General features: G+C 69.0%; 17 protein-coding genes. 2 read left to right on the forward strand and 15 right to left on the reverse strand.

The window, feature by feature from the left end; all coding sequences use genetic code 11:
* Both shc and hpnE read right to left on the reverse strand, forming a co-directional pair.
* Positions 1-1,408, reverse strand: a 1,408-nt coding sequence (gene shc, locus VHB27_RS20975) for a squalene--hopene cyclase (RefSeq protein ID WP_325604223.1), incomplete at its 3' end; no start/stop codon positions are given.
* 13 nt (positions 1,409-1,421) lie between these two features.
* The gene (hpnE, locus tag VHB27_RS20980) at positions 1,422-2,693 is read right to left on the reverse strand and encodes a hydroxysqualene dehydroxylase HpnE (protein ID WP_325604254.1); all 1,272 of its coding nucleotides are present in this window, start codon (positions 2,691-2,693) and stop codon (positions 1,422-1,424) included.
* A 212-nt stretch (positions 2,694-2,905) separates the two neighbouring features.
* Here hpnE and ampC point away from each other — a divergent pair, with 212 nt between their 5' ends.
* Positions 2,906-4,078 carry a class C beta-lactamase gene (gene ampC, locus VHB27_RS20985; RefSeq protein ID WP_325604225.1) on the forward strand — a complete coding sequence of 391 codons (1,173 nt, stop codon included), beginning with the start codon at positions 2,906-2,908 and terminating at the stop codon, positions 4,076-4,078.
* Between the two features lie 7 nt (positions 4,079-4,085).
* Here the strand turns inward: ampC and VHB27_RS20990 are convergent, their stop codons facing one another.
* Entirely contained in the window at positions 4,086-4,508 is a 423-nt protein-coding gene (locus tag VHB27_RS20990; RefSeq protein ID WP_325604226.1) for a DUF1489 family protein, read from the reverse strand.
* A gap of 213 nt (positions 4,509-4,721) precedes the next feature.
* Here VHB27_RS20990 and VHB27_RS20995 point away from each other — a divergent pair, with 213 nt between their 5' ends.
* Positions 4,722-5,354 (forward strand): hypothetical protein, encoded by a 633-nt coding sequence (locus VHB27_RS20995; protein WP_325604228.1) that lies wholly within the window; start codon positions 4,722-4,724, stop codon positions 5,352-5,354.
* A gap of 22 nt (positions 5,355-5,376) precedes the next feature.
* Here the strand turns inward: VHB27_RS20995 and VHB27_RS21000 are convergent, their stop codons facing one another.
* The 12 genes from VHB27_RS21000 to hflC all read right to left on the reverse strand — a co-directional run.
* Complete coding sequence (locus VHB27_RS21000; protein WP_325604230.1) at positions 5,377-6,465, reverse strand: ABC transporter ATP-binding protein; 1,089 nt, start codon at positions 6,463-6,465, stop codon at positions 5,377-5,379.
* Between the two features lie 5 nt (positions 6,466-6,470).
* On the reverse strand, positions 6,471-7,553 hold the full coding sequence (locus VHB27_RS21005) for an extracellular solute-binding protein (RefSeq protein WP_325604232.1): 1,083 nt from the start codon (positions 7,551-7,553) through the stop codon (positions 6,471-6,473).
* A gap of 8 nt (positions 7,554-7,561) precedes the next feature.
* Positions 7,562-8,362 (reverse strand): ABC transporter permease, encoded by an 801-nt coding sequence (locus VHB27_RS21010; protein WP_325604234.1) that lies wholly within the window; start codon positions 8,360-8,362, stop codon positions 7,562-7,564.
* Positions 8,359-9,279 (reverse strand): ABC transporter permease, encoded by a 921-nt coding sequence (locus VHB27_RS21015; protein WP_325604236.1) that lies wholly within the window; start codon positions 9,277-9,279, stop codon positions 8,359-8,361. Before VHB27_RS21015 ends, VHB27_RS21010 begins: the two co-directional genes overlap by 4 nt.
* 75 nt (positions 9,280-9,354) lie before the next feature.
* A complete protein-coding gene (locus VHB27_RS21020; RefSeq protein ID WP_325604238.1) occupies positions 9,355-9,825 on the reverse strand; it encodes a PTS sugar transporter subunit IIA in 471 nt (156 codons plus the stop codon).
* Positions 9,825-10,523: a response regulator transcription factor gene (locus VHB27_RS21025; protein WP_325604241.1), complete on the reverse strand. Its 699-nt coding sequence runs from the start codon at positions 10,521-10,523 to the stop codon at positions 9,825-9,827. Before VHB27_RS21025 ends, VHB27_RS21020 begins: the two co-directional genes overlap by 1 nt.
* Entirely contained in the window at positions 10,520-13,369 is a 2,850-nt protein-coding gene (locus VHB27_RS21030) for a sensor histidine kinase KdpD (protein ID WP_325604242.1), read from the reverse strand. Before VHB27_RS21030 ends, VHB27_RS21025 begins: the two co-directional genes overlap by 4 nt.
* Positions 13,370-13,395: 26 nt before the next feature.
* Complete coding sequence (locus VHB27_RS21035; protein WP_325604244.1) at positions 13,396-14,001, reverse strand: K(+)-transporting ATPase subunit C; 606 nt, start codon at positions 13,999-14,001, stop codon at positions 13,396-13,398.
* 270 nt (positions 14,002-14,271) lie between these two features.
* Positions 14,272-16,383: a potassium-transporting ATPase subunit KdpB gene (gene kdpB, locus VHB27_RS21040; RefSeq protein ID WP_325604246.1), complete on the reverse strand. Its 2,112-nt coding sequence runs from the start codon at positions 16,381-16,383 to the stop codon at positions 14,272-14,274.
* 10 nt (positions 16,384-16,393) lie between these two features.
* Positions 16,394-18,100, reverse strand: a complete 1,707-nt coding sequence (gene kdpA, locus VHB27_RS21045) for a potassium-transporting ATPase subunit KdpA (RefSeq protein WP_325604248.1) — start codon at positions 18,098-18,100, stop codon at positions 16,394-16,396.
* 15 nt (positions 18,101-18,115) lie between these two features.
* Positions 18,116-18,205: a K(+)-transporting ATPase subunit F gene (kdpF, locus tag VHB27_RS21050; RefSeq protein ID WP_325604250.1), complete on the reverse strand. Its 90-nt coding sequence runs from the start codon at positions 18,203-18,205 to the stop codon at positions 18,116-18,118.
* A gap of 393 nt (positions 18,206-18,598) precedes the next feature.
* Positions 18,599-19,383: protease modulator HflC (gene hflC / locus VHB27_RS21055; RefSeq protein WP_325604252.1), on the reverse strand; the 785-nt coding region annotated here is incomplete at its 5' end.

The following is a 19,383-nucleotide window of genomic DNA, read 5'->3' on the forward strand; positions in this document are numbered from 1 at the left end:
GCGCCAGGAAGGACACGCAGCGGGCGCTGACATCGGCGGTCGGAGGGTCCAGCAGCGCGCCGTGGTCCGCGAACGGGATATGGTTCAGGTAGTCATGCGTGTTCTCCGGCTCGAACGCGCCCCACCCGCCATCCATCGGGCCGCCGTCCGAGGACTGCATCCCGATGACCCATTCCCGCGCGCGGTCGATCGCCTCCCGGTACCTGGGGTCGCCGTTGCGGTGCAGCAGCATGCCGACCACGGCCGTATCGTCGACGTCGGGGTAATGCGCGTTCTCGTACTGGAACGCCCAGCCGCCGGGCCGCAGCCCCTGGCGGCGCACCGACCAGTCGCCGACCACGTCCAGGATCTGCTTGGGGACCAGCCAGTCGCAGGCGGTGTCGGTCGACACCCCGGCCTCGATCATCGCGTGCCCCGCCAGGCCGGTGTCCCAGATCGGCGACAGGCAAGGCTGGCAATAGGCGCGGTCCGCCTCCACCACCAACAGCTTGCGTACGGCTCCCCAGGCCGTCGCGGCATGCTCGTGGTCGGGCGGGTAGCCCAGCGCGTCGTACATCATCACGCTGTTGGCCATGGCCGGATAGATCGCGCCCAGCCCGTCCTCCCCGTTCAGCCGTTCGGTGACGAAGGCGACGGCCTTGTCGATCGCGCGCTTGCGGCTGGCCTTGGGGAAATACGGCTCCGTGGCGCGCAGCACCGTATCCAGTCCCTTGAAGAACCGACCCCAGGACGACTGGTAGGGACCGCGGATATAGTCCGTCACCTGATCGGGCGGGGTGCGGAACAGCTCCCGGATGGTCACGCCGCGGGGATTCCGGGCCCTGGGGCGCAGCGTCATCAGCACCAGCAGCGGCACGATCACGGTGCGCGACCAGTACGACACTTTCGACAGGTGGAACGGGAACCACAGCGGCAGGTGCATGATCTCCATCGGCATCACCGGCACTGCCCGCCACGGCACCTCCCCGAACAGCGCGAGCTGGGCGCGGGTGAAGACATTGGTCCGCTCCGCCCCGCCCGCCGCCAGGATCGCCTCCCGCGCGCGGCGCATATGGGGGGCGTCGGGGTCGTCGCCGATGGCTTTCAGCGCGAAATACGCCTTCACGCTGCAGGAGATGTTGAACGCGCCGTCATGGAACAGCGGCCAGCCGCCGTGCTCGCCCTGGATCGCGCGCAGGTAGACGCCGATCTTCTGTTCCAGGGGTTCGTCGATGCGGTCGAGGTAGTGCTCCAGCAGCACGTATTCCGCCGGGATGGTCGCGTCCGCCTCCAGCTCGAAGACGAAGTGCCCGTCCGGCTTCTGCTCCCGCTTCAGTGCCTCGGTCGCCGCGGTGACGGCGGCTTCCAGGCGGTTGTCGTCCAAGCGGGCGCGGCCGGCGTCAGGCGGCACGGCGGTGTCTAGGTCCATTCGATCCCTGAAACTAGCGTGAAAGCAGCAGGTTCGCCGCGGTGCGACCGGACCTTATCGCGCCCTCGATCGTCGCGGGCAAGCCGGTATCGGTCCAGTCGCCGGCCACGGCCAGGTTCGCCGCCAGCGCCGTCCGGGGGCCGGGCCGCCGCCGGTCCTGTTCGGCCGTGGCGGCGAACGTGGCGCGCTTTTCCTTGACCACGCGGAACGGCGGCATCGGCGTCGGCGCAGGCAGGTCGAGCGCCGCGGCCACATCGGTCCAGACCTTGCCGGCGAGCGCGGCCGGCGTCTCGTCCACCAGCGCGTTGGCCGCGCTGATCGTCACCGAGACATGCCCCGGCTTGCGGAACAGCCACTCGGCGGTGCCGCCGATCAGGCCGATGAAGCCGGTCTCGCCCAGCGGGCCGGCAGGGTCCGCCTCGTGACGGAAATGGAGGTTCAGGATCGCCTCGAACGCGGTCGGGGCGGTCAGGCCGGGCAGCAGGTCGGCGGCGACCCAGGGCGGGACGGCGAGCACGACGCCGTCCGCCGGCCCCAACGGGATCGACCCCGGGATCGACCCGTCCGGGCCGCGCAGCGCGGTCACCGACCCTTCCGCCAGCACCAACTCGGCGATCCGGCTGTTGAGCCGCACCTCCGCCCCGCGCCGGCGCAGCGTGGCGACGGCGGGGTCGACCATCGCCTCCGACAGGCCCTCCAGCGGCAGGATGGGGCGACAGGTATGGCCGCCGACCATCAGCGTCTCCCGCATCACCGCCGCCAGCAGGCGGGCGAGGCCGGTCCGGGGCGGCGTGTTCAGGGCGGCGATGGCGAGCGGCTCCACCAGCCGCTCGTACAGCCGGCTGTGCGGCATGGCCTCGGCCACCGGCGTGTCGTCGCGGATGCGGACGATGCGGCCCATGGCGAGGTAATCCGCCAGCCCGGTGTCCGGCACGCGGCGGCCCGGACGGAGCACCCACCAGGGAAGCCGGCCGCGATTGGGGCGAAGGGACCAGCGCACGCCCGTCTTCAGGTCGCGGAACGGGAAGACCGGCCGGTCGGCGATGCGCACCCGGTCCTCGGCCCCGGTTTCCCGCAGATAGGCCAGTACCGCGCGGTTGCCCGACAGCATCAGGTGGTTGCCGTTGTCGACGCGGATGCCCAGCTCGCGGTCGAAATAGGACCGGCAGCGACCCCCCGCGGCAGGCCCGGCTTCGTGCACGACGACGGCGCGTCCGGCCTGGCTGAGCGAAAGCGCGGCGGAAAGCCCGGACAAGCCGCCGCCGATGACATGGATGGTCTGCATCACGGCCGCTTTGTGCCCGTCCGTCCCGATCCGCACAACCGATCGGCGCGCATGGTCCGAAGGTCGAGCGGTTGGCATGGGGTGGTTTTCCGCGTACCGCGCTCCGCCGGTCCCGGACTCGCACGGTCGAACCGGATGGCCGAACCGGATGGCCGAACCACTGGCCGAACCACTGGCCGAACCCGCTGGCCGAACCCGAAGGGGAGAGGAACATGAGGCTGTCATTGTCGCGCCGGCAGGCGCTCACCGCGTCCTTGGTCGCGACCCCTCTCGTGCGGCAGGCGCGCGCCGGGACAGGTTCGGCCTCGGTCGACCGGACGGTCGAGGAGGCGATCAGGCCGGTCATCGACAAGAACCGGGTGCCCGGCATGGCCGTGGCGGTCACGGCGCACGGGCAACGCGCGCTGTTCCATTACGGCGTCGCCTCGAAGGAGAGCGGGCAGCGGGTCACCAAGGACACGCTGTTCGAGGTCGGGTCGATCAGCAAGACCTTCACGGCGACGCTGGCCGGCCTGGCGCGGGCGCGGGGGACGCTTGCCTTCTCGGACAAGGCGAGTGCGCATGTTCCGGCGCTGGCCGGCAGCGGCTTCGACGCGATCAGCCTGCTCGACCTGGCCACTTACACGGCGGGGGGACTGCCGTTGCAGTTCCCCGACGACGTCACCGACCAGGACCGGATGATCCGGTATTTCAGGCACTGGCGGCCGGTCTACGCGCCCGGCACGGTCCGGCTCTACTCGAACCCGAGCATCGGCCTGCTTGGATATGCTGCGGCGCGCAGCATGGGTGCGCCGTTTGACGATCTCCTGGAACGTCGGCTTTTCCCGGCGCTCGGTCTCACCCGCACCTATCTCCGGGTCCCGCCCGATCAGATGGGCAATTACGCGTCCGGCTATTGGAAGGGCGACCGGCCGATCCGGGTCAGCCCGGGCGTCCTCGACGCCGAAGCGTATGGCGTGAAGACGACCGTGACCGACATGATCCGGTTCGTCGAGGCGAACATGGATGACAGGGTGTCCGGCGACGGGCTGCGGCAGGCGATCGCCGCGACGCATGCCGGATATTGCGAGGTCGGCGACATGACCCAGGGCCTGGGATGGGAGATGTACGCCTGGCCGACAGGTCTCGACACGGTGCTCGCGGGCAATGCCCCGAAGATGATATTCGATGCCTCCGCGGTCACCTGGCTGCCACGGCCACGGCCGCGGCGGCGTGCCACGCTGATGAACAAGACCGGCGCCACGAACGGCTTTGGCGCCTATGTGGCCTTCGTTCCGGAGGCGCGGCTGGGGATCGCGATCCTGGCGAACAGGAGCGTCCCCATCGAGGACAACGTCACCGCCGCATACAAGATTCTGGCGTCACTGTCCGACATGACGCCTTGACCGCCGTTCACAGCAGGCAGAGCGCCCGCAATTCCTGCCGCATCGCGGCCGGCAGCCGGTCCAGCCCGGCGATCGCGCCCAGGTCCGGCATGTCGGGCGGCGCGTCCTCGGGGTCCAGGTAGCGCCAGCCCTGGAACGGGCGCGTCGGCCGTCCGGCCAGGGGCACGACCTCCGGATCGAGGATCAGGGCCGTGCAGGGCGTTCCGTCGTCGCGGGTGTCGTCGACGATGTCCAGGATGCGCTGGCGCGCCAGCAGGGAGCCGTTGATCACCCAGTAGATCGAGCCGCCGTCCAGGATCTCGTCCCGCCGGCGCGGCGTCATCCGCGTGCGGTGGAACAGCCGCCCCCGCGTCGCCAGCCGCTCGGCCTGGACCTCACGCAGATGGTCGATATCGCGGACGCCGACGGAGAGCTTGATGATGTGCAGCATTGGGGGAACGACTCGGAGAGCTCGAAGAAGCGTACCATCGTAGGCAGGAGGGGTGTAGCCCCGGCGGCGTCACGGGTCCAACCCGTTCCGGGCGAGGGGCGACGCCAACACGAAGGATGAACCCCGTCCGCGCCGCCTCCGGACTGGACGCCCGCCCGGGTTGGGTGCCTACTCCCCCGCAAACGCCGCCGCTCCGGCGGGATGGAGGATGACATGGCCAAGGGCATTCTGCTGGTCGGGTTCGACTACACCAACGCGCATGCCGACGAATTCCACGACTGGTACGACACCGAACACGTGCCGGAACGCCAGCGCGTCCCCGGCTTCGGCCTGTGCGAGCGCTGGATCAGCGTCGCCAACCCGAAACAGGCGGTGGCGACCTATGACCTGGACAGCCTCTCGGTGCTGCAGAGCGCGCCGTACAAGGCGATCGCGTATGAGAACCTGTCGGTCTGGTCGAAGCGGGTGACCGCGATGTGCCAGCGCCTGATCCGCTTCGACGGCGAGCAGACACTGCCCGGCGACGCGGACAGTCCGGCCGGGGCAGGGGGGCTGCTGGTCAACGCCATGAACGTCGACCCGGCGTACGAGGCGGAGTTCAACGAGTGGTACGACCACGAACACATCCCCGCCCTGTCCGCGGTGCCCGGCGTGATGTCCGCGCGGCGGTTCCGCGATCCGAAAGGGACGCACCGCTATCTGGCGCTCTATCACCTGGCGACGGCCGACGTGCCGCTGACCGAGGCATGGAAGACCGGCGCGTCCAGCGCCTGGACCGAGAAGCTGCGGCCGCATTTCCAGAACCACCTGCGGATCCTGGCGCGGCGGTATCGACGCGGTGCGTGACGGGGGCGGCGCGTGACGGGCGTTAGGTCGCCTCGTCCGCGACCACCCGGTTGCTGGCTTCGTCCCAGGCCGCCAGGACCGGGGTGCCGGGCGCGATCTCGGTCGTGGTCGGGCTTTGCTCGAACGCGACCAGCGGCGTCCCGTTCGGCAGGCGCATATGGTAGTGGACCATGAACCCGCGGTACAGCACCTGCTCCAGGGTCGCGACGACCTGGTTCGGCGTGGCGGCGCCGTTCGGGACGGACACCCGGATCGCCTCCGGCCGCAGCGCCACCGTCACCCGGTCGCCCGAGGCCGCCTCGGCCGGCACCGTCAGGTCGAGGCCTTCCGAACAGGCGACCCGGACCGCCCCGCCGGACCGGCCGGCGATCCGGCCGCTGAAGAAGTTGGACACGCCCAGGAACCCGGCGACGAAGCGGGTGGCGGGGCGCTGGTAGACCTCGGCCGGCGGGCCGACCTGCTCCAGCTTGCCCTTGTTCATCACCACGATCCGATCGGACAGCGTCATCGCCTCATCCTGGTCGTGCGTGACCATGATGGTGGTGATGCCCAGCCGGCGCTGCAGCAGCCGCAGCTCCACCTGCATGTCTTCCCGCAGGTTCTTGTCCAGCGCGCCCAAGGGCTCGTCCAGCAGCAGCATCGCCGGTTCGATCACCAGGGCGCGCGCCAGGGCGACGCGCTGCTGCTGGCCGCCGGACAGGCGGGCGGGCAGCTTCTCCTGATGGCCTGACAACTGCACGAGCTCCAGCGCTTCCCGCGCCCTGTCCCCCGCGTCGCGCTTTCTGATGCCGCGCATCTCCAGCCCGAACATGACGTTCTCCAGCACGCTCAAATGCGGGAACAGGGCATAGCTCTGGAACAGCATGCCGATGTTGCGGCGGTGGACCGGAACGTTGGTAATGGAACGACCGTTGACGAAGATGTCGCCGTGGCTGGGTTCGATCAGCCCGGCGATCATCCGCAGGCTGGTGGTCTTGCCGCAGCCGCTGGGTCCCAGCAGCGCGATCAGCTCGCCGGGCTCGATGCTCAGCGACAGCTTGTCGACGGCGACGGCCGGGCCGTACAGCTTGGTCAGGTCGGTCAGGCGGACCGCGGCCGGTTCGGTGTGCAAGCCGGTCAGGCCCCGAAGATCTGGTTGTACTTCTCCACCAGTCCGGGCCGGATCGGATTGATCTTCGACCAGTCGCACGTGAACATGCGCATCTCGTCCATCTTCGCCTCAGGGTAGGCGATGTATTTCGCGATGTCCGGCGCGAAATTCAGCCCGCCGATGGACGCCGCGGTCAGGGTCGCCGCGGCCATGCCCTGCTGCACCTCGGGATCGAGCATGCGGTTCAGGAACGCGGCGCCGAGTTCCGGTTCCGGCGCGTTCTTCGGCAGGGTCAGGCAGTTGACGCCGGCGAACGTGCCCTCCTTGGGGAAGGTCATGCTGATCGGCGCGCCGGAGACGGTATAGGGATAGACCTGCTTCGAATACTCGATGCCCGCCAGGTCCGCCTGTCCCTGCGCGACCATCATGACGGTGGCCGGCGCTTCGTAGATCGTCTGGATATTGGGCTTCAGCGCCTTCATCCTGTCCCAGGCGGCGTTGAGGTCGAACTGCGCTTCGGCCCAGGGCTTGCCGGTGGCGAGCGACGCCGCGACGACCAGCAGGTAGATGCTCTGGGTGAATTTCGGCGTGACCATCAGGATCCGGTCCTTGAACCGGGGCTCCCACAGGTCGGCGTAGCTCTTGATCGTCACCCCGCTGGTGGGGTTGTAGGCCATGCCCGCGGCCGAGATCGCGAAGGCGGCGCCGTAGCCGTCGCTGAACATGAACCGCTTGTACAGCCGCGACAGGTTCGGCATCTTGTCGACCGGCAGCGGATCGATCAGGCCCTCGCCCTTCGCCAGGTCGACGCCGATGTCGTCCATGAACATGGCGCTGTATTTCGGATTGGTGCGCGTCGCGCGCAGGGCGGCGATCTGCGTCAGGGTGAAGCCTTCGGTGGTGTAGACCTTGCACTTGTAGTCGGCCTCGAATTTCGGGACGACGTGCTTGCGGACATATTCGCCCTGCTGGGCGAAGTAGATGCCGACGAAGATCGACTTGCCTTCGGCCCAGGATTTCGGGATCAGAATGGTCGGTGCCGCCAGGGCGGCCACACCGGTGGCGGCCGCCAGCTTGATCGCCTGCCGGCGCTTGATCCGTGACGTCATGCGTTCTCCTATATGCCCATTGCGCGCTTCAGACCCACCAGGCGCTCGATCGCCAGCACGACGACGATGGCAAGGCCGATCATCAGCGTGGACGTCGCGGCGACCGACGGGTCGAAGACGCCCGTCGCGTGGCGATAGATGAACATCGGCATCGGATCGTTCGCGGCGTCCGCGAGCCACATCGAGACCGGGAAGTTATCGAATGAAACCATAAAGGCGAACAGCGCGCCCGCCACCACCCCGGGCGCGATCTGCGGCAGGGTGACGCGCACGAACGCGCGCCAGCGGCTGGCGCCCAGCGTGCGCGCTGCCTCTTCCAGCGTCACGTCGGCCAGGATCAGGCTGGCGGACACGGTCCGCACCACATAGGGGAAGGTCACCAGGATATGGGCGATCAGCAGGTTCCGCCACACGACCTGCCAGCCCATCATGGAGAACAGTTGCAGCAGCGCCAATCCGGTGATCAGCACCGGGAAGACCAGCGGCGACAGCAGCAGGGAGCGCAGCGCGGCGGACCCTTTCACCTGGAACCGGACCAGCGCCAGGGCCGCCGGCATGCCAAGCAGAAGGGCGCCCGCGGTGGCCGAGGCCGCAAGCCACAGGCTGTAGTACAGCGACGAGCGGAAGTCGGGGTTGGCGACCACGTTGCCGAACCACGACAGGGTGAAGCCCTTCGGCGGGAACGCCACGAACCGGGTGTCGGAGATCGACAGCGCCATCGTAACGACCAGCGGCGCGGCGATGAACAGGAAGGTCAGTCCGGTGACGGTCCGCAGGGCAAGCGACGCGGCGACGGCGCGCCCGTTCACGCCCGTCGCCTCTCGAATATCCAGCCCGAAACGAAATTCATCGCCAGGACGGTCGCCACCAGCACGACCGCCACCGTCGCGCCGAACGGCCAGTCATAGACGGCGGTGATCTGCTGCTCGATGAGGTTGCCCAGCATTTGGGCATTCGTGCCGCCGAGGATGGCAGGTGTCACGTAGGAGCTCGCCGTCAGCGAGAACACCAGCGTGAAGCCGACGGCGAGGCCGGGCAGGCTCAGCGGCAGGCTGACGCGGCGGAAGGTGGACCACGCCCCGGCGCCCAGGGTGCGCGCCGCGTTCTCGACATCGGGATCGATCTTCGCCAGCGCCGAGACCAGCGGCAGGACCATCATCGGGAAGAAGACGTGCAGCGAGGCGATGACGACCGCCGCCTGCGTATACAGGATGCGCAGCGGGTGATCGATGATCCCGAGCGACATGAGGATCCAGTTGAGGACGCCGCTGCGGCTGTTCGCCAGGATCAATTGCCAGCCATAGGTCCGGACCACGACGCTGACGATCAGCGGCGCGATCAGCATGATCGTCATCAGCCGCATGCCCAGCGGCGACGCGCGCAGCATCGCCAGCGCCACCGGATAGCCCAGAAGGATCGCCAGCGCCGCCGTCGCGAGCGCCATCTTCAGCGTGTCGAACAGCACGTGGCTGTAGACGCTCTCCCGGAAGAAGTGGCTGAAATGGTTGAATGTCACGGGCAGGCTGACGGTGCCGTCGGCGTGCTGCGTCAGGATGCTGTAGGCGAACAGCGTGACCGCCGGCAGCACGAAGAACGCCAGCAGGAAGGCGACCGCCGGCAGCAGCAGCAGCCAGCCGGCCCAATCGCGGAGGGACGGGGCAGGTCGTCTCAGGGCCGCGCGCGCGGCGGTGAGGGGAGAGGCAAGGGCCGTGGCGGAAACCGTCATCGTCGTATCTGAACTCCGGACGGGCTGAACGGGACGCGCGTTGGGGTAGCAAGCGCTGTGCCATGGCAGTTGCCACTACGGGGAGATTTCCGGCTTTCCTCCCTCGGCCAGCACCTGGAACGCGTCCGCCGCCGACTTCGCCTGCCGCAGCCGTTCCCGCACGGCGGCGTCGCGGAACAGCCGCGAGACCGCGGCCAGCGCCCCGACATGCGACGACGCCTCGGCCCCCGGCGTCAGCAGCGCGAAGACCATCGACACCGGCGCGCCGTCGATCGCCTCGAACTCGATCGGCTTGTCCAGCCGGGCGAACAGCCCGCGATAGCCGGGCAGCGCCTCGACCCGGGCGTGCGGCAGGGCGAACCCGCCGCCCAGGCCGGTCGATCCCAGGCGTTCGCGCGCCAGCAGCGCCGCCTCCACCGCCGCGATGTCGATCGACGGGTCGGAGCGGTTGAACCGCGCCGCGACCTCGGCGATCAGCCGCGGCTTGGTGCGTGCCCGAAGGTCCAGCACGACCCGGTCCGGCGTCAGGAAATCGGCGATCCGCATCAGTCGAGCACCCGCAACCGATATCCCACGCCGGTCTCCGTCAGGATATGCACCGGCCGTTCGGGGTCGGCCTCCAGCTTCTGGCGCAAGGCCCTGATGTAGATACGAAGATATTGCACGTCGGTGTTCGCCCCCCAGACTTCGCGCAGGATCATGCCGTGGGTCAGCACCTTCCCGGCATGCTGAACCAGCAGTCGCAGCACGCTGTATTCGCGCGGCGACAGCTTCACCTCCTGCCCACGGACCGTCACGATCCGGCGCACCAGGTCCACGCCCAGGTCGCCGCTTCGGAACACCGGCGTCTCTCCCGCCTGCTGCAGCCGATGCCGCAAGGCGGCGCGGATCCGGGCCAGCAGTTCATCGATGCCGAACGGCTTGGTGACGTAATCGTCGGCCCCCAGGTCCAGCGCCTGCACCTTCGCCGCCTCGTCGCCCCGGCTGGACAGCACGACGATCGGCACCGCCGAACCGGTCTCGCGGATGCGCTGGATCACTTCGGTCCCGTCGATGTCCGGCAGGCCCAGGTCGAGCACGATCAGGTCGGCGCCGCGCCGCCGGACGACGTCCAGGGCCGGCAGCCCCGTGTCCAGTTCGGTGACGACATAGCCTTGGGTGGCCAGGCCGGCGCGCAGGAAGCGCCGGATCGCCGGTTCGTCGTCGATCACCAGGACCCGGGCAGGGCCGGTCAGGGCGCTCATTCCGCGGCCTCCTCCGCCGCCATGGGCATCACCGCCGGCACCGGCAGGGTGATGGTGAACACCGCACCCGGACGATCGCTTCGATTCGCCGCCGAGATGGTGCCGCCCATCGCTTCGACGAAGCCGCGGCAGATGGCAAGCCCCAGCCCGGTGCCCGCGCGCCGTCGGTCGGGTCCGCCGCCGCGGTAGAACTTCTCGAAGATCCGTTCGGCTTCCCCCGCCGGGATGCCGGGGCCTTCGTCGCTGATGCGGACCGTCACCCGTTCGTCCGCGCGCTGCACCGCCCGCTCCGCCGCCCTCCCATCCACGCGCTCCGCCGCCCGCTCCTTCACGCGCTCCGCCGCCCGCTCCTCCACGCGCTCCGCCGCCCGCTCCTCCACGCGCTCCGCCGCGATCCGGATCACGCTGCCGGCCGGCGCGTGCTTGGCGGCGTTGTCCAGCAGGTTGAACAGCACCTGCTCGAACAGCACCATGTCGAGCGACAGCAGCGGCAGGTCCGGCGCCAGCGCCACCTGCACGTCATGGCCGGCAAGGATCCGGGACGCCCGCTGCAGCACCGCGCCGACCACGTCGGACAACTCCGCCAGCGTGGCGTTCGGCTTCAGCGCGCCCGACTCCAGCCGCGTCATGTCCAACAGGTTGCCGATGAAACGGTTCAGCCGGTCGGCCTCGTCGATGATCGTGCCCAGCAGCGAATCCTGCGTCGGCTTGTCCAGCATCGCGCCTTGCGAGCGCAGGCTGGTCGCCGACCCCAGGATCGACGCCAGCGGCGTGCGCAGGTCGTGCGAGATCGAGGTCAGCAGTGCGGACCGCAACCGATCCGTTTCGGCTTCGAGCCGAGCGCGATGGAGGTCGCGGGCGAGGTTGACGCGCTCGATGGCGAGGGCGGCCTGGTCGGTCAGGGCGGCCATCAGCCGTTCCTGGTCCGGGCGCAGCAACACGCCGGGTTCGTCACGGATGATACCAACCACGCCCACCGGCCCGCGCCCCGTGCGCATCGGCTGGAACAGCCACTTCGCGCCCGGCAGCGTGTCGGAGCCGCGGCCGGCCTCATGGTTCTTCTCCCAGCTCCAGCGCGCGGCGGCGAAGTCCGCGTCGTCCAATATGTCCTCGGGCGGGAAGCCGGCACGGACGGTCAGCACGCCGTCCCTGGTTCCGCCGCCCTCCACACCGCCCTCGGTGATCCCCTCCGGCAGCAGCAGCACCACGCGCACCTTCAGCATCAGTGCGATCTGGTGCGCGGTGGCCCAGAGCAGGTCGTCCAGCGTCACCGCGACCGCGAGCTTGCGGCTGAACTGGTACAGGTCGTCCGTCGCACGTGCCCGCTGGCCGGCCGCGACCGCCTGGCTGCGGACCCGGCCGGCGAGGTTGCTGGCGACGAAGGCGACGATGGCGAAGAAGAACAGCGCGACGACGTTCTCGGGGTCGGCGATGGTGAAGGTGTAGAGCGGCGGCAGGAAGAAGAAGTTATAGGCCAGCACGGCCACCAGGCTGGCGAACAGCGACGGGCCGAGGCCGTGCATCACCGCGCCCGCCAGGATCGCCGTCAGGAACACCAGCGCGATGTTGCCGAACCCCAGCACCTCGCGCAGCAGGTTGGCGACGGGGATCGCCGCCAGCACCAGCGCGACCGAGACCAGGTAGGGCTTCGGCGCCAGCGCCATCGGCGGCCCCGGTGCGGACGCCACGTTATCCTTCCCGTCCGCCGGCGTTTCGATCACGTGCACATTGATCCCGCCCGCCCGGTTGATCAGGCGCTGCACGACCGACCCGAACAGGACCTGCTGCCAGCGCGGGCGGACGGACTTGCCGACGATGACATGGGTGACGTTGTTGGTGCGGGCGTATTCGATCACCGCGTCGGCGACGTCGGCGCCGGGGATCTGCACGACATCGCCGCCCAGTTGCTGCGCCAGGCGCAGGGCCTCGACGATCTCCGCCTTCACCTTTTCGCCCGCGCGCTGGCTGCCGGCGGTCTCCACGAACAGCGCGGTCCAGGGGGCGTGGACGGTGTCCGCCAGGCGCTTGGCATGGCGCACCGTCGCCACCGGCCGCTTGCCGCCCTGGATGCAGACCAGCACCCGCTCGCCGGCCGGCCAGGGGCCTTCGATGGCGTGGCTGCGCATGTAGTCGACCATCTGGTTGTCGACCCGCTGGGCGGTGCGGCGCAGCGCCAGCTCCCGCAGCGCCGTCAGGTTGCCGGCGGCGAAATAGTGCCGGACCGCGCGCTCCGCCTGCGCCGGGACGTAGACCTTGCCTTCCTTCAGGCGCTGGATCAGGTCTTCGGGCGTCAGGTCGATCAGCTCGATGTCGTCGGCGGCGTCGATGACCGAGTCCGGAACCGTCTCCCGCACGCGGATGCGGGTGATGCGCGCGACGACGTCGTTCAGGCTTTCGACATGCTGGATGTTCAGCGTGGTGTAGACGTCGATGCCGGCTTCCAGCAGCTCCTCGACATCCATGTGGCGCTTGGGGTGGCGGCTGCCGGGGGCGTTGGTGTGGGCCAACTCGTCCACCAGCACCAGGGCCGGGCGGCGGGCCAGGATGCCGTCCAGGTCCATCTCGGTCAGCGCGGTGCCGCGATAGGTGACGGTGACCCGCGGCATGACCGGAAGCCCCGCCACCAGCGCCTGGGTTTCCGCTCGGCCATGCGTCTCGACGATGCCGATGACGACGTCGACGCCCTCCCGCCGCCGGACCTGGGCGGAGGAGAGCATCTCAAAGGTCTTCCCGACGCCGGGGGCGGCGCCGAGGAAGATCTTCAGCCGGCCCCGCGTTCCCTTCTGCGCTTCCTTGAGCAGCGCGTCGGGCGAGGGCCGCCGGTCGCCGCCGCTGTTTTCGCTCATGCGTTCAAATGTTTCCTACGCACCCGCTAGGCGTGGCCCAACGCATCCAGTGCCAGGTTCAGCTTTAGCACGTTCACATGGGGTTCGCCGATGATCCCGAACAGGCGTCCGGTGGTGTGGTCGTCGACCAGGCGGCGGACCGCGTCCTCGGACAGGTGCCGCGCCTTGGCGATGCGGGGGACCTGGAACAGGGCGCCGGCCGGGGTGATGTCGGGATCAAGCCCGCTGGCCGAGGTGGTCACCAGGTCGAGCGGCACCGGCGTGCCGGGGTTTTCCTGCGCCAGCGCCCGGGCGTCCTGGGTGACGCGGTCGACCAGCGCCTTGGAGGTCGGGCCGAGATTGGAGCCGCCGGAGTTCGCGGCGTTGTACGGCGCCGGGATGGTCTTGCTGGGGTCCTTCGGGTCGGTGCCGGTGGTGGCGGACGGCCGGCCATGGAAATAGCCGGGACCGGTGAAATCCTGCCCGATCAGGGCGGAGCCGACGACCTTGCCGTCCTTCCGGATCAGGCTGCCGTTGGCCTGCCAGGGAAAGACGGCCTGGGCGATGCCGGTCATGGCCAAGGGATAGGCCAGCCCGGTCAGGAGGGTCATCAGCACGATCATCATGATCGCGGGACGGATATGCTGGGTCATGGGGTCACTCCGGACGCTGGCCCATCGGGGTGCGGTTCGGTGGAACCGTCTCTCCGCGACGGGGAAGGGGATGGGATCGTGCGGAGGCCGCTTGCGGGCCTCCCTGCTGCGTCACGACCGGGCCTGGCCCGGTCGCCGGCGACTTTGGTGCCGTCAGCTTTTCAAGCCGCGGATGGCCGGGCCAGGCCCGACCCCGGCGCAACGGGGCGGGACCCCGCGCGCGGCCGGGACGCAGGGGATCGGCCGCGCCGGCCGCGGGCAGGCGGCCCATCACGCCAGCCCCAGCGCGGAGACCAGCATGTCGATCAGCTTGATCCCCACGAACGGCGCCCCGATCCCGCCCAGGCCGTAGATCAGCAGGTTCCGCCGCAGCAGCGCCGCCGCGCCGCGGGGGCGGTAGGTGATCCCTTTCAGCGCCAGCGGGATCAGCGCCACGATGATCAGCGCGTTGAAGATGATCGCCGACAGGATCGCGCTTTCCGGGTTGGCGAGCCGCATGACGTTCAGCACCTGAAGCTGCGGGTAGAAGGCGATGAACATCGCCGGGATCATGGCGAAATACTTGGCCACGTCGTTGGCGATGCTGAACGTGGTCAGCGCGCCGCGCGTCATCAGCAACTGCTTGCCGATCTCCACGATCTCGATCAGCTTGGTCGGGTCGCTGTCCAGGTCGACCATGTTGCCGGCCTCGCGCGCCGCCATGGTGCCGGTGTTCATCGCCACGCCGACATCGGCCTGCGCCAGGGCCGGGGCGTCGTTGGTGCCGTCGCCGCACATGGCCACCAGCTTGCCCTGGGCCTGCTCGTCGCGGATCAGCTTCAGCTTCGTCTCCGGCGTCGCCTGCGCCAGGAAGTCGTCGACCCCGGCCTCGGCCGCGATGGCGGCGGCGGTCAGCGGGTTGTCGCCGGTGATCATCACCGTGCGGATGCCCATCTGGCGCAGCGCGCTGAAGCGCTCGTGGATGCCGCCCTTCACGATGTCCTTCAGGTAGATCACGCCCAGCAACTGCCCGTCCCTGGCGACGGCGAGCGGGGTGCCGCCGGCCTTGGCGATCTCGTCGGAAACGACGCGCAGTTCCGCCACCGACGCCTCCGTCACCTGCGGGCGGAGCAGCGTCGTTCCGTTCCCGGCCGGCCGCGCGCGGCGGATCCAGTCCAGGACCGCGTCGACCGCCCCCTTGCGGATGGAGACGCCGTCCATGTCCACCCCCGACAGCCGGGTCTGCGCCGAGAACGGCACGAAATGCCCGGCCATGCCGGCCATCTCCCGCCCGCGCAGCCCGTACTGCTCCTTCGCCAGCACGACGATCGAGCGGCCTTCCGGCGTCTCGTCGGCCAAGGAGGACAGTTGCGCCGCATCCGCCAGGTCGTGCGGATTGACGCCGCTCAGCGGCCGGAACTCGGTGGCCTGGCGGTTGCCCAGGGTGATGGTGCCGGTCTTGTCCAGCAGCAGCGTATCGACGTCGCCCGCGGCCTCCACCGCTCGGCCGGACATCGCCAGCACGTTGAAGCGCACCAGCCGGTCCATGCCGGCGATGCCGATCGCCGACAGCAGCGCGCCGATCGTGGTCGGGATCAGCGCGACGAACAGCGCCACCAGCACCAGGACCGACACCGAACCGCCGGCGTAATGGACGAAGCTGGGGATCGAGGCCACGGCGAAGACGAAGATGATCGTCAGGCCGGCCAGCAGGATGTTCAGCGCGATCTCGTTCGGCGTCTTCTGCCGTTCCGCACCTTCGACCAGCGCGATCATGCGGTCGAGGAAGGTCGAGCCCTGGGCCGCGGTGATCCGCACCTTGATCCAGTCGGACAGCACCCGCGTGCCGCCGGTCACGGCGGAGCGGTCGCCGCCGCTTTCGCGGATGACGGGCGCGGATTCGCCGGTGATGGCGGATTCGTCGATCGAGGCGATGCCTTCGACCACCTCGCCGTCCGAGGGGATCAGGTCGCCCGCCTCGACCAGCACGAGGTCGCCCTGCTTCAGGTCCGGGGCGGCGACCTGTTCCCACAGGCCCTGGACCTCGTACGTCCCTTCCGAGTTCGGCAGCAGGCGCTTGGCCAGGGTTTCCGTCCGCGCCCGGCGCAGCGTGGCGGCCTGGGCCTTGCCGCGGCCTTCGGCCACCGCCTCGGCGAAGTTCGCGAACAGCACCGTCACCCACAGCCAGGCGATGATCTGGAAGGAAAAGCCCAGATGCGCGCCGCCGGTTGCCAGGTCGCGGATGAACAGAAGGGTGACCAGCGTGGCGACGACTTCCACCACGAACATCACCGGGTTGCGGAACATCAGCCGGGGATCGAGCTTGCGGAACGCCTCGCCGATCGCCGGCAGCAGGATCGCGGGGTCCAGGACGCTGGACGCCGTGCGGGTTTTCGTTGCCATTGTAACGGCCTCAGTAGGTTGTGCCGGATTGCAGGGCCAGGTGCTCGACGATGGGGCCGAGTGCCAGGGACGGCAGGAAAGTGAGGGCGCCGGTGATCAGGACGACGCCGACCAGGAGGCCCACGAACAGGCCGCCCGTGGTCGGGAACGTTCCAACCGAAGCCGGCACGATCTTCTTCGACGCCAGCGACCCCGCCACGGCCAGCACCGGGACGATGAACAGGAAGCGGCCGATGAACATCGCCAGGCCCAGCGTCGTGTTCCAGAACGGCACGTTGGCGGACAATCCGGCGAAGGCGCTGCCGTTGTTGCCGGTGGCCGAGGTGTAGGCGTACAGCGCCTCGGAGAACCCGTGCGGTCCGGCGTTGGCGAGTGCGTCCAGGCCCGGCTTGACCACCACGGCCAGCGCGGTGAAGCCCAGGATCGACAGCGGCAGGCACAGGATGGCGAGCATGGCCATCTTGACCTCTTTCGCCTCCAGCTTCTTGCCGATGTATTCGGGCGTGCGGCCGACCATCAGGCCGGCGACGAACATCGCCACGATGACGAACATCAGCATGCCATACAGGCCCGATCCGACGCCGCCGTAGATGATCTCGCCCAGCATGATGTTCAGCATCGGGATCATGCCGCCCAGCGGCATCAGGCTGTCGTGCATGGCGATGACGGCCCCGCAGGAGGCGTCGGTGGTGATGGTCGCGAACAGCGCCGAGTTGGCGATGCCGAACCGGACCTCCTTGCCTTCCATGTTGCCGATATTGGCCAGCGGCAGGTGGGCGAAGAGCGGGTTGCCCTGCGCTTCGGCGGCATAGGCGCTGGCGGCGCCGGCCAGGAACAGCACGAACATCGCCGCGAAGATCGCCCAACCCTGGCGCTGGTCGCCGACCATGCGGCCGAAGACGTTGGTCAGGCCGGCGCCCAGCGAGAAGATCAGCAGCATCTGCACCAGGTTGGTCAGCGCCGTCGGGTTCTCATACGGGTGGGCGGAGTTGGCGTTGAAGAAGCCGCCGCCGTTGGTGCCGAACATCTTGATCACTTCCTGGGACGCGACCGGTCCCTGGGCGATGATCTGCTTCGCGCCTTCCAGCGTGGTGGCGTCCGTATAGGCGGACAGGTTCTGCGGCACGCCCTGCCAGACCATGAACAGGCCGACGACGATCGACACCGGCAGCAGGACGTACAGCGTGCAGCGGGTCATATCGACCCAGAAATTGCCGATCGACTTGGCCGAACGGCGGGAGAAGCCGCGGATCAGGGCGATCGCCAGCGCGATGCCGGTTGCCGCCGAAACGAAGTTGTGCACCGTGAGCCCGGCCATCTGCACCAGGTCGCTCATGGTCGATTCGGGGACATAGGACTGCCAGTTCGTGTTGGTCACGAAACTGACCGAGGTGTTGAACGCAAGGTCGGGCGAGACCGCGTCCAAGTGCTGCGGGTTGAACGGCAGCACCGCCTGCAGCCGCTGCAGCGCGTACAGCACGACGAAGCCGGCGAAGCTGAACGCCAGCATGGCGACGGCATAGCCGGTCCAGTGCTGCTCCTGCGTCTCCTCGACGCCGGACAGCCGGTAGAGCCCGCGCTCGACCGGCCGCAGGACGGGGGAGAGGAACGTGCGTTCGCCCGCGAAGACGCGGGTCATGTAGCCGCCGACGGGCTTGGTGATCAGGATCAGCAGAACGCAGTAGAGCGCGATCTGCAACCAGCCATTCGCTGTCATGGTCTGTGTTCCCGCCTAGAAACGTTCGGGACGGACGAGGGCGACGACGAGGTACGCCAGCAGCAGCACGGTCACCGCCCCGCCGAGGACGTAGTCGAGCAGCATGGCCCTCTCCTCACAGGCGGTCGCAGGCGAAGGTGTAGAGGACGCAGAGGGCGAGAAACGCGCCTCCGGTCAGGAGGTAGACGAGGTCGAGCATGTCCGGGGCCCCATATGCGCGAGTGGTGACACGATGGGGCGGAAGATGCGCGCCGCCGCCTATAGGGGCGATGTGAGTCGGCGGAGCGGAAAATAGTAATTGTATATAGATTTGGGGGGTGCGTTACCTGTCATGGCCGGCGGCGCTGGCGGAGAGAAGGCCGTGGATGGCGGGCCTTCGCCCGGCATGACGGGCGCGCGGCGTCGCCAGGTCCGCTCATCTCGGCACGTATGAGCCTTGCGCATGGGCCTTCCTGGCCCCTGTGGGCCCGCGCCGATCGCGGCGGGAGGGGCCGGAACCTACTTCCCGACCCCCTGCGGCAAGCCCTGCAGCATCCGCAGGTAATCGTTGTCCGGCGTCACCACGATCCGAGCGTTCCCGGAATCGAACACAGTCCGGTACCCCTGCAGGGTGCGCCAGAAGGAGAAGAACGCCGGGTCCTGCCCGAACGCCTTGGCATAGATCGCCGTCGCCTGCGCCTCGCCTTCGCCGCGAAGCTCATCGGCCTTGGCCTGGGCGTCCGCCAGCAGCACGGTGCGCTCGCGTTCGGCGTCGGCGCGGATCTTCTGCGAGGCTTCGGCGCCCTCGGCGCGGGCCTGGGCGGCGACGCGCTGGCGTTCGGACTGCATGCGCTGCAGGATCGCCTGCGTGTTCTCCTGCGGCAGGTCGGCGCGGCGGATGCGAACGTCCTCGACGACGACGCCGAAGTTCCCCATCTCGTTGTTCACCTGCTGGCGGATCGCCGTCATGATCCGCTCCCGGTCGGCGGACAGCACGTCCAGCAGGTTGTTGGTGCCCAGGACGCGCCGCAGGCTGCCGGTGACGATGGAGTTCAGCCGGCCGCGGATCGCATCCGGCGCCGGTCCGACCGCCTGGTAATAGCGCAGCGGGTTGGTGATCCGGTACACCGTGAAGGAATCGACGATCAGCCGCCGCTGGTCGCCCAGGATCACCTCCTCGCCGGGCAGTTCGACCGACTGCAGCCGCTTGTCGAAGGTGATGACGTTCTGGATCAGCGGCAGCTTGGCGTGCAGGCCCGGCTTCTCGATCGGCCGCACGACCTCGCCGAACTGCACGACCAGCG

Source organism: Rhodopila sp., from assembly GCF_035548235.1.
In the GTDB taxonomy this organism is placed as follows: Bacteria; Pseudomonadota; Alphaproteobacteria; order Acetobacterales; family Acetobacteraceae; genus Rhodopila.